Origin of the sequence: Halobellus captivus (assembly GCF_007655485.1) — an archaeon.
GTDB lineage: Archaea > Halobacteriota > Halobacteria > Halobacteriales > Haloferacaceae > Haloquadratum > Haloquadratum captivum.
On sequence record NZ_VJXQ01000001.1, the window covers coordinates 1 to 10,237 of the forward strand.

Below are 10,237 nucleotides of genomic sequence, written 5' to 3' on the forward strand. Positions count from 1 at the left end.
CACCACCGGGCGGGAAACCGTGAAGAGCATCGCGCGGAGAATCATCCTTCGCGAACGACGGGCATAACGAATCGATGTTCACAGCGACCTTCGATCGGACGAACTGTAGACCGTATACTCTCGATGCTACTTCTTCGAACGACCGCTTGTCCGCGCGCGAGCGACACCACGCGAGCGATTCGCGGTGCACGGCCCGACGCCCACCTGCGGATCGCGGTCGGCCAATTGCGAGACAGTTAACCCAGTTAAATCGGATTAATTGGGAAGAAGACGGCCTGAGCGAGTTCTCCGTTTATGGGGTATCCGTCGCAACGAGCGGTTGCAAATGACCCGCAGCAAGACACTCACGATCATCGCCGTGGTGGCACTCGTCGGACTGGCAGCGTTCCCGATGGGTGCGAGCGCGGCGACGGATCTCTCGGTCGACGTCGAACAGCAGTCCGAGACCGGCGACGCGACCGTGACTGTCACAGACAACGAAACCGCAGTGGAGAACGCCACCGTGAACGTGACGGCTTCGTCGGCGTATGACGGGAACGGCACGTACGAGACCGACGCGAACGGGACCGTCACGCTTCCGAATCCGAACGAGACAGTCACCGTCGAGGTAGCGGTGACCGCTGACGACGCCAACACGAGCCAGCAGGTCGAACTCGTTCCCCACGAGGAGTCACTCGACGTTGACGTGACGCAGGAATCCGATGGAACGGCGACTGCGACCGTGACGCAGTACGGTGAAGCGGTCGAAAACGCCTCCATCGAAGCCGCGGGCGACGCAAACTACTCGGCGACCGCAACGACGAACGAGAACGGTACTGCGACGTTCGAGCAGCCCGAAGACACCCAGGCCGTCACCGTGACGGCCACCAGCGATGACCTAACCGCCGAGACGTCGACCGAACTCGAGGGGTCCGCGCAGCTCGACGTCTCGGCTGAACAGCGGACCGACGGCGTCTTCGTGACGGTAACGCACGGCTCCGACGCGGTGGAGAACGCCACCGTCGACGTCGAGGCCGACGGCGACTACGCGGGGACCGGCACGTACGAGACCGACGAGAACGGCGAGGTCGCCCTCCCGCTTCCGGGGGAAAACGTCACGATCTCCGTGAACGCGACGGCTGACAACGAGACGGCCACGACGACGACCGATCTGACTGTCGAGTTCGTCGAGGAAGAGGGCATCTTCGGTCAGACGGTCTCGAACTTCGTTGCTGCTCTGCAGTCGGGCACTTTCGACGGCCCGCCGGGGCAGATCATCTCGGACTTCGTGACGAGTAACAACCCGGGGAACGCCGCCGAGGCACCGGGTCTCGCTGACGACGAAAACGAAACCGAGGACGCACCGGGTCGCTCCGGCGACGCCCCCGGACAGTCGGACGCAGCCTCCGGATCGGCTGACGCCCCCGGTCAATCGGGCGATGCTCCCGGACAGTCTGACGACGCGGACGACGCGGACGACGGCGAAGAATCAGAGACGGAGGATGACGAGGCCGACGAGAACGGAGACGACGAAGGCGATGCGGACGACGATGACGACGGCTCCAGCGCCGCCAGCGGCAACAGCGGATCGAGCGGTGCGCCCGGCAACTCCGGGAACGCCCCCGGTCGAAACTAACGAGCGACGCCGGGCGTAACCTGAGGACAGACAGTTTCTCGCGACCGCTGTTTTCCACGACCGGTTCTCCGTTATGGTCTCTCTTCCGGTGAGGACTCCCGATAGCGATCGAGACGCGCGGGTGACAGTCCGGCCTGCGACGCCACGACATCGAGGTCGACGTCAAACCGTCGCAGCGCGGTGAGCGCCCCAGCCACGACGAACTCGGTCCGTCGCTCTTCGGTTCCGGGCGTCCACGCCTCGACGTCAAGCCCGGTTTCGGCGTCTCCGTCCGCTAACGCGTGAACCGAGACTGTGCTCAGAAGCGACGCACCAAGGGGACCGACGCGGACGTCGTCCGCGGCCGTTCGCCCGATTCGGTCGAGTACTCCGGCGAGCGCGAAGTACTGTCGCGCCTCGCTTTCAGACACGAGCGCGCGCTGCAGCGCGGCGTCGATGACGGCGTCGAGCGCGTCGGTCACGACCCGTCCGGTCGTTTCCCGTCCTCCGGCTGCTCGCCCGTTGATTCCCCGCCTTCCGGTTGCGCACTGCCGGGCACGTCCAGCGACGCGTCGACGACGGTTCCGTCCGGGTGGAGCGTGACGTGTCCGAGCGTGACAGTCTCACCGACGCTGGCCTCTCTCGCGAGCCGACGGAGCGTCGACTCCCGATCGAGGCGGTCCCAGACCGCGCGTTCGACGTATCCCTGAAACGCCTGCGGATCGGTCCATCCGGAGTCAATATCTGAAGGAACGTGGACGACGAACTGGAACTCCGATTCGGTGACGTGGATGCCGACGCCGAAGGTGTCGCCCACCTCCGCCTTCTCGCTCGGCTCGTTGGCGTCGCTCGGTTCGCCGGATCCGCCGTCGACGGCGTCGGGACGATCTCCCGCCTCGTTCATACCGCCACGTCCGAGGCGGCGACAAAATACCCTGTCGGTGTGCGCCGTGTCATCGCATCACGACGAGACGTCGGATAGGACGGTTTTTGAGCCACGAGGGACTTCTGCGAGCAATGAGCTACAAGATCGGACTCGTCGGCAAGCCCTCCGTCGGCAAGTCCTCCTTCTTCAATGCGGCGACGATGAACGACGTTCCCGAAGGCGCGTATCCGTTCACCACGATCGATCCATCGGTCGGCGAGGCGTACGTCCGCGTCGAGTGCGCCGCACCGGAGTTCGACGAGACGTGTACGCCCTCCGTCGGCTACTGCGACGACGGCACCCGGTTCGTCCCGGTAAAACTCGTCGACGTCGCGGGCCTCATCCCAGGCGCACACGAGGGGAAAGGCCTCGGAAACCAGTTCCTCACTGATCTCAATGAGGCCGACGTGCTCGCCCACGTGGTCGACTTCTCCGGCGAGACCGATCTCGAGGGCGAACCGACCGAGGGCCACGACCCTCGCGAGGACATCGACTTCCTCGAGAACGAACTCGATATGTGGTATCTCGACATCTTGGAGAAGGGCCTCGAACGGTACCGGTCGGGCTACCACGGCGAGGAGAAGAAGATCGAAGAGGACCTCGCCGAACAGATGTCGGCGTTCAAGACCAACAAAGACGAGATCAAGCAGATCCTGCTCGCGACCGACGCCGGACTCGATCCCGAGGAGTGGGACGAGGAGATCAAAGCGCGCGTCGCCCGCGAGATCAGAAAACGAACGAAACCCATCGTGATCGCGGCGAACAAGATGGACAAACCCGCCGCACAGGAGCACTACGATTCGGTGACGTCCGATCCCGACTACGAGCACCTCACCTTCGTCCCCACGAGCGCGCACGCGGAGAAGGCGCTCAAGCAGGCGAACGAGGCCGACGTCGTCGACTATCAGCCGGGGGCATCGAACTTCGAGATCGTCGGCGACCCCTCCGAGGAACAGGCCGCCGGTCTCGAACAGATCCGCGAGTACGTCGACGACTTCGACGGGACGGGCGTTCAAGACGTCCTCGAATCCGCCCTCTTCGACGTGATGGGCGCGATCGCGATCTTCCCGGGCAGTGCGAACGGACGTGCCGACTCCCAGGGCGTCTTCCGGGACTGCTTTATCCTTCCCGAGGCATCGACCACCGAAGACTTCGCCTACCACCTCCACTCCGACATCGGCAAGGGACTCCTGCACGGCATCGACTGCCGCTCGAACCGGCAGGTCGGTTCCGACCACGAACTCGATCACCGCGATGTCGTCGAGATCGTCACGACCAACTGATCGCGGGAGAGCGTTTCCGACGGCGTTGTTGCCGAGGTTGTGATCGAATCAACGCTGGGCGCGGGGACAAGTAGGTTCTTGAGGAGTGAGACCGCTCCTCGAACTATGATCGATGAGGCCCCGATCGGGACGTTCCTCGACGACGTCGCCTCCGAGCGGGTGACACCCGCGGGCGGAACCGTCGTCGCAGTGTCCGCCGCGATGGGTGCAGCGCTCTGCGAGATGGCTTGCATTCACACGGTCGCCGCGCGGGGTAGCGACGCCGACGACCCTGATCTCACCGACCCCAGTTCTGGCGATCCCGATTTTGACGACCCCGATTTCGATGACTCAGATCTCGATGGCCTGGATCTCGAGGACCCAAATCTCGACGGTTTCGAGGACCTCCGCGCGGATCTCGCCGACCAACGCCGGAAACTCCTGCTGCTCGCCGACCGGGACGCGGAGCTCGTCGACGAACTGTTCGGCGGCGGTTCGCCCTCCGAACCGTCCGATCGGATTTCCAAGCGCGCGGCGGGCGTTCCGCTGGCGACCGCGGAGGCGGCGCTGGCCGTGCTCGAAGACGCGGCCGTCGTGATCGAACACGGGCGACCGGGCGTCGCTGCCGACGCGAGAGCGGGCGCGTATCTCGCGGACGCCGCGGTTCGAGCGTCGCTCGCGACGGTCTCGGTGAACGTCGAAACGCTGGAGGACCGATCGTACGCGGCGACGATCGAGGAGCGAAGCGCGGAGATCGCGACACGGGCGGCAGCGATCCGACACGACGTGCTGTGAGCGTCTGTCGTCGGGGTAGTGATGCCCGATGGCTGAACGGGGTACTAGATACGGATTTGACAGGATAGCAATTACTAAGACGGTTCCGCGTGGTGTGTGAGACGATGGACGGTCCGATCCGGGTTCTCCACGTCGAGTCCGACCCGCAGTTTCGGGATCTAACGGTCGATTCGTTGCAGAACGCAACCGATTCGATTACCGTCACTGCGCTGCCACATCCGGATGACGCGGTTCGGACACTCCGCGAGCGCGACGTCGATTGCGTGGTCACCGATTACGAGTTCACCGGGACGAAGGGTGACGAGTTCACCGGGACGAAGGGTGACGAGTTCACCGGGACGCCGGGCGACGAATTGGGCGGAACGACGGGCCTCGACCTCCTGGACGCCGTCCACGACGTCGATCCGAACATTCCGGTGATCCTTTTCACCGGGACTGGCTCCGAGGCTGTCGCGAGCCGCGCAATCTCTGCGGGCATCACGGACTACTTCCAAAAGACCGGCGAACAGAAGCAGTACGCCTTACTCGCGAATCGAATCGAGAACGCAGTGGAATCGAGAAGCCGAGAGCGCGAACGCCGTCGGAGCCGACGTCGCTTCGAGGCGATTTTCGACGATCCGAACCTTCTCGTCGGCCTCCTCGATACGGACGGAACTCTCGTGGACGTCAACCAGACCGCGATCGAATACGTCCGCGTCAGTCGCGACGACGTCGTCGGCGAGGATTTCTGCGACACGCCGTGGTGGGCCGACGAACGCCGTGACGACGTCCGAGAGTGGGTCGACGCGGCCGCCGCGGGAGAGTATGTGGAGTACGAATCGACGCATCCGAACCCCCGCGGCAGGCCGATCACCGCCGAAGGGTACTTCCGTCCGGTGACCGACACCGAGGGCACCGTGACCTCGATCGTGGTCTCGGCCCGAGACGTCTCGGAGCGCCGCGCTCACGAACGCGAACTCGAACGCCAGTACGAGCGCCTCGACGACTTCGCGAACTTCGTCTCTCACGACTTCCAGACCCCGATTTCGACGGCGCAGGGACGGCTGGAACTGGCCCGTACCACCGGGGACGACGAGCACATCGAGCGCGCGCTCGACGCCGTCGAACGGATCGACGACCTCCGCTCCGATCTCGCGGAGACGCTGCGGAGCGGGGAGATCGTCTCCGAGCCGACCGAGGTCCCGATCGCGGACGTGTTCGCCGACGCGTGGAGCGCGGTCGATCCTCCGGAGGAAGCCTCGTTTTCGATCCGCGAACCGCTGAGGGTCACCGCGGACAGGGACGGGCTCCAGCGGGTCTTCGAGAACTTCGTTCGGAACTCGATCGAACACGGGTCGACGGACGTCGACGTTCTGGTCGGACCGACAGACGAGGGCTTCGCCTACGAGGATTCGGGGCCGGGTGTCGCTCCCGACGTGCGAGAGCGTGCCTTCCACCCCGGGTTCTCGACGAAGCGAGACGACAGCGGCACGGGAATGGGGCTGGCAAGCGTCCATCAGATCGTGCTCGCCCACCGGTGGAAGATCGATGTCGGCGACGCCCGAACGCTCGGCGGCGCTCGGTTCGAGATTCACACCGAATAGGGCGTTATCGCACCGAACAGCGCATCATCGAATCCAATATCACGTCATCGAATCGGATGGCCCATCATCGAGCCGAATAGTGACGTTAATCGAATCGGTGCGTGAGGTGAGCGAGATCAGGACTCGACAGGCGTTTTGACTACGGTCACGGGCATCTCGGCCAGTCGGAGCACCCGGTCGGTGGTGCTACCGAGCAGACTCCGGTACTCGTCGGGTCGGCGTCGCGTCCCGAGGATTACGAGATCAACGTCGGCCTCGCGGGCGAATTCGACGATCGCTTCCGGGGGCTGCCCGTGCTTGAGGTGTCCTTCCACCTCGACGTCGCGCCCTTCGGCCCGCTCGACGACCGCGGCGATCGCCTCCTCACCGACGTCTTCGAGGCCGTGCTCCGGTCCCTCGTGGCCGTCGACGTACTCGTCGCCGCTGTAGGCGTCGTAGACGTCGCTGTCGACGATGTACAGGACGTGTAACGTGGCGCCGTGGTAGGCCGCTAACTCGATCGCGTGGTCTGTCGCGCGGTCCGAAGCCGCTTCGCCGTCGGTCGCAAGTAGTATCTTTTCGAATATGTCTTTCGATACGACGTTCGAGTGGAAAAATACCAGTGATCGTTACCGCTGAGCGGGGATATCTATAAATAAATATTGAAAGAATTCACAATACAATCTCCAGCATCTATATATCTTATTTCCAGTTTTAACGTAATTAGAATGGATATCTTGTGTTTCTGTAAATATATTTAAAAACTATATATTAGTTTCTTATTCACTAATAAACACGAACGGTGCAGCAATGCAACCGCAGTGTTGCTACCGATTCCACGAGGTTGACTCCGTCGGAAGGAAGGCTTTTGTACGATGGATACTGTAACGGCATTATGTTACGTGGTACCAGAAGCGGTCACGGTTATTCGACCGCGCTATCCGTCCAGCCCACGGAGATACCCGGACGACGTCGATGATCCGATCGACCGGAGTTTCAGTGTGCCACAGTGCACGATCCGTCTGCGATAATAGGTGATGATCCCAATGAGCACGAACGACAGCGAACACGGCGGCGGGACGAGTATATATCGGAACAGTCAATGCCCATCCAATGGGGTGAACCAGTAATGGATGGACGAGTAACCATCTCCGAACTGGAGAAGGTGTACGGCGAGGGCCCCGAGCGGACGAAGGCCATCGACGACCTGTCTTTCGACGTCGAAGGCGGGGAATTCGTCAGCGTTGTCGGACCGAGTGGATGCGGCAAAAGTACGCTTCTGTACCTCATTGCGGGGTTCTTGGACACGACGTCGGGGACGATCGCTGTCGACGGCGAGCCGATCAGCGGTCCCGGGACCGACCGAGGCGTCGTGTTCCAAGACTACGCGCTGTTCCCCTGGCGGACCGTCTTCGAGAACGTCACCTACGGGCTGGAAGAGAGCGGCGTCCCGAAAGAAGAGCGCCAGACCACCGCACAGAAGTACATCGACCTCGTCGACCTCGACGGTTTCGAGGATAAATATCCCAAGGAGCTCTCCGGCGGGATGAAACAGCGCGTCGGCATCGCGCGTACGCTCGCCTACGAGCCGAAGATCCTGCTGATGGACGAGCCGTTCGGCGCGCTCGACCAACCGCTCCGTGAGGCGCTGCAGGACCAACTGATCGATATCTGGGACGATCTCGGAAAGACGATCGTGTTCATCACACACGACGTCGAGGAAGCGGTGTACCTCTCCGAGCGCGTGTTGATTATGACGCGGCATCCGGGAACGAAAAAGACGGTCACCGAGATCGACTTGGATCGCTCCGGGTCGCGAGAGGACATCGTCACCTCCGATGCGTTCGCCCAGTACAAGAACGCCGTCTGGAAATCGCTCCACGAAGAGACCCAAACCGAGGTGACACTGTAGCCGTGGGGCACGCGACGTCCCAGCGGATCGAGACGCTTCCCGCCCCTCTCCAGGGAATCGTCCAAACAATCTTCGATTGGATCCCGCTCGGAATTTTGGTTGTGCTCTGGGAGTTCGCGAGCGGTACGTTCGTCGCGGAATCGATCCTCCCCCCGCCGACGATCGTTTTGAGCCGCATCGTCGAACTCATCGTGACCGGCGACGTGTTCTCGCACTTGTTCATCTCGCTGTTCCGGATCACCGTCGGACTCGGGCTGAGTATCCTCGTCGGGGTCCTGCTCGGGATCGGGATGGCCCGCTCGAAGCCGGTCGAGAACTTCTTCGACATCTTCCTGTCGATGACCTACCCGATTCCGAAGACAGCGCTCGTTCCGCTCGCGATCCTGTGGCTGGGCGTGGGCACGGAGACCGCGATTCTGATCGTCTTCCTCGCGTGCTTGCTGCCGGTCGTGTTGAACGCGTACAACGCCGCCAACGACGTAAACCAGAGCCTCGTGTGGGCGGCGCAAATGATGGGTACCAGCGAGCGAGCGATGCTGTTCAAAGTCGTGTTCCCCGCGACGATCCCCGAGATTATGACCGGGATTCGGCAGGCGGTTCCGATCGCCTTCGTCGCGCTCGTGAGCGCAGAACTCATCGCGTCGAACCAGGGGATGGGCTATCTGATCCTCACCTCCGGACAGATCGGAAACTACCCGCGGATGTTCGCGAACATCGTCATCATCTCGGCGGTCGCGTTCGTTGCCGTCCGTGGGTTCGAGGAGGCTCGTAACAGGGTGTTAGTATGGACGTAAACGCAGACGCAACGGACGGATTCGATACGTCGCGGCTCGTCGACATCGGCAAGTCGATCTACTCGCTGGTGATCGTTCTGGTGCTGTGGGAGCTCGTCGGCCAACTCGAGCTCATTCACTACTACTTCCTCCCGCCGCTTTCGGACATCATCCTCCGGTTCATCGAGCTGACGCTGTCGGGACAGATGCTGGAAAACGCGTTTCTGACGCTGTACCGCGCGCTCGTCGGGCTCGCGATCGCGTCGGTCTTCGGCGTGATCGTCGGCGTGCTTTCGGCGCGTAACGATTTCGTCGACTGGTTCTTCGATCCGATCATCAAGATCGGGTACCCGGTCCCGATCATCTCGCTGATCCCCGTGTTTATGCTCTGGTTCGGCATCGGCGACATCTCGAAAATCATTATGGTGGCCGTCGGGACGTTCTGGCCCGTCGCGGTCAACGCGCGAGACAGCACCCAGCAGGTGCAGACGAACCTCCTCTGGGCGGCCCAAATGATGGGCACGAGTGACCGCCGACTGCTCCGGCGGGTGGTGCTGCCCGCGGCGCTCCCCGGGATCATCACCGGGTTCCAGATCGCGATGCCGCTATCGCTGATCATCACGTTCGTCTTCGAGATGGTGGCCGGTGGCGGCGGACTCGGTGCGCTCGAAATTCAGGGCGTTCGCTCGTTCCAGTCGGCACAGGTCTACGCCGCGATCATCGCCGTGATGTTCATCGGCATCGGACTGGACCGCGGACTCAGATTCATCCGGAGTCGCCTCCTCCACTGGACCTGAGTTCCGGACCGCAGTCATAATCGGCTTCTTCCACGTTTCGCGGATCGGATCGCTCTCCCCGTTCGGCCGTCTCTACGTTGATTGGTCGGCGACGCTCCACCGCCGCCTGCTCTCTCGCCAGCGGAAGCACAAAAACCTAAATGGATGTACATCAAAGACGCGAGTGTATGCTAACGACCCTCAGTCACGGTTGTGTGGGCTGCGACCGTCTCTCAATGGGAGCGTGTTATGAGTACGGGCTTCGCGGGGAGGCGATGCGATGATCGATGCGGCCGAGGAGCGAGTCATCGACTGCGACTGGCACTATCAGGACTCGTTCAAGGAAGTCGCGGAGTACATGCCCGAACCGTGGAACACGAAATACAAGCGTAGTAACTGGGACGACGCGGGCGTCAAACAGAACCTCAGTTCGTTTTTCCCGACGTCGACGGGCGACAGACAGAACTACGGGAAAGTTCTGCGCGAGCACTCGAACTATCCGGACGCGCCCGAGGAACCCGAACGCGTCGGCGAGGGAATGGATTTCCTCGATATTGATGTCTCCCTACAGATCTCGCATCTCATCCTCGCGATGGGCGGCGTCAACGCCGACGACGAGCGCGTGCAGGCCTTCACCA

At 62.4% G+C, this 10,237-nt stretch carries 10 protein-coding genes and 1 pseudogene; 8 read left to right on the top strand and 3 right to left on the bottom strand.

Features of this window, described 5'->3' with window-relative positions; all coding sequences use genetic code 11:
• Positions 1–325 precede the first annotated feature (325 nt).
• Positions 326–1,615 (top strand): hypothetical protein, encoded by a 1,290-nt coding sequence (locus FJT57_RS00005; protein ID WP_203229053.1) that lies wholly within the window; start codon positions 326–328, stop codon positions 1,613–1,615.
• 71 nt (positions 1,616–1,686) lie between these two features.
• Here the strand turns inward: FJT57_RS00005 and FJT57_RS00010 are convergent, their stop codons facing one another.
• Positions 1,687–2,076: a hypothetical protein gene (locus FJT57_RS00010; protein ID WP_144900768.1), complete on the bottom strand. Its 390-nt coding sequence runs from the start codon at positions 2,074–2,076 to the stop codon at positions 1,687–1,689.
• Positions 2,073–2,498, bottom strand: a complete 426-nt coding sequence (locus FJT57_RS16795; protein WP_238993864.1) for a hypothetical protein — start codon at positions 2,496–2,498, stop codon at positions 2,073–2,075. Before FJT57_RS16795 ends, FJT57_RS00010 begins: the two co-directional genes overlap by 4 nt.
• Positions 2,499–2,611: 113 nt before the next feature.
• On the opposite strand from FJT57_RS16795, the gene FJT57_RS00020 reads away from it, so the two are divergent.
• The 3 genes from FJT57_RS00020 (at position 2,612) to FJT57_RS00030 (ending at position 6,159) form a co-directional block, all read left to right on the top strand.
• Complete coding sequence (locus tag FJT57_RS00020) at positions 2,612–3,802, top strand: redox-regulated ATPase YchF (protein ID WP_144900769.1); 1,191 nt, start codon at positions 2,612–2,614, stop codon at positions 3,800–3,802.
• 105 nt (positions 3,803–3,907) lie between these two features.
• Positions 3,908–4,576 carry a cyclodeaminase/cyclohydrolase family protein gene (locus FJT57_RS00025; RefSeq protein ID WP_144900770.1) on the top strand — a complete coding sequence of 223 codons (669 nt, stop codon included), beginning with the start codon at positions 3,908–3,910 and terminating at the stop codon, positions 4,574–4,576.
• 104 nt (positions 4,577–4,680) lie between these two features.
• Complete coding sequence (locus FJT57_RS00030) at positions 4,681–6,159, top strand: hybrid sensor histidine kinase/response regulator (RefSeq protein WP_144900771.1); 1,479 nt, start codon at positions 4,681–4,683, stop codon at positions 6,157–6,159.
• Between the two features lie 116 nt (positions 6,160–6,275).
• Here FJT57_RS00030 and FJT57_RS00035 read toward each other — a convergent pair whose 3' ends face one another.
• Positions 6,276–6,725 carry a universal stress protein gene (locus FJT57_RS00035; RefSeq protein WP_144900772.1) on the bottom strand — a complete coding sequence of 150 codons (450 nt, stop codon included), beginning with the start codon at positions 6,723–6,725 and terminating at the stop codon, positions 6,276–6,278.
• Positions 6,726–7,267: 542 nt separating this feature from the next.
• Between FJT57_RS00035 and FJT57_RS00040 the strand changes: the two genes are divergently transcribed.
• The 4 genes and pseudogenes from FJT57_RS00040 to FJT57_RS16505 all read left to right on the top strand — a co-directional run.
• A complete protein-coding gene (locus tag FJT57_RS00040; RefSeq protein ID WP_144900773.1) occupies positions 7,268–8,050 on the top strand; it encodes an ABC transporter ATP-binding protein in 783 nt (260 codons plus the stop codon).
• A 2-nt stretch (positions 8,051–8,052) separates the two neighbouring features.
• On the top strand, positions 8,053–8,844 hold the full coding sequence (locus FJT57_RS00045; protein ID WP_144900774.1) for an ABC transporter permease: 792 nt from the start codon (positions 8,053–8,055) through the stop codon (positions 8,842–8,844).
• The gene (locus tag FJT57_RS00050) at positions 8,835–9,620 is read left to right on the top strand and encodes an ABC transporter permease (RefSeq protein ID WP_144900775.1); all 786 of its coding nucleotides are present in this window, start codon (positions 8,835–8,837) and stop codon (positions 9,618–9,620) included. Before FJT57_RS00045 ends, FJT57_RS00050 begins: the two co-directional genes overlap by 10 nt.
• Before the next feature lie 259 nt (positions 9,621–9,879).
• Positions 9,880–10,237 (top strand): annotated as a pseudogene (locus FJT57_RS16505) (amidohydrolase family protein); the annotation flags it as partial.

What these genes read in the sequence shown, in the direction of transcription:
- FJT57_RS00040 (WP_144900773.1), top strand. Translation starts at nt 7,268, where the DNA reads ATGGATGGACGAGTAACCATCTCCGAACTGGAGAAGGTGTACGGCGAG.
- FJT57_RS00005 (WP_203229053.1), top strand. Translation starts at nt 326, where the DNA reads ATGACCCGCAGCAAGACACTCACGATCATCGCCGTGGTGGCACTCGTC.
- FJT57_RS00020 (WP_144900769.1), top strand. Translation starts at nt 2,612, where the DNA reads ATGAGCTACAAGATCGGACTCGTCGGCAAGCCCTCCGTCGGCAAGTCC.
- FJT57_RS00050 (WP_144900775.1), top strand. Translation starts at nt 8,835, where the DNA reads ATGGACGTAAACGCAGACGCAACGGACGGATTCGATACGTCGCGGCTC.
- FJT57_RS16795 (WP_238993864.1), bottom strand. Translation starts at nt 2,498, where the DNA reads ATGAACGAGGCGGGAGATCGTCCCGACGCCGTCGACGGCGGATCCGGC.
- FJT57_RS00030 (WP_144900771.1), top strand. Translation starts at nt 4,681, where the DNA reads ATGGACGGTCCGATCCGGGTTCTCCACGTCGAGTCCGACCCGCAGTTT.
- FJT57_RS00025 (WP_144900770.1), top strand. Translation starts at nt 3,908, where the DNA reads ATGATCGATGAGGCCCCGATCGGGACGTTCCTCGACGACGTCGCCTCC.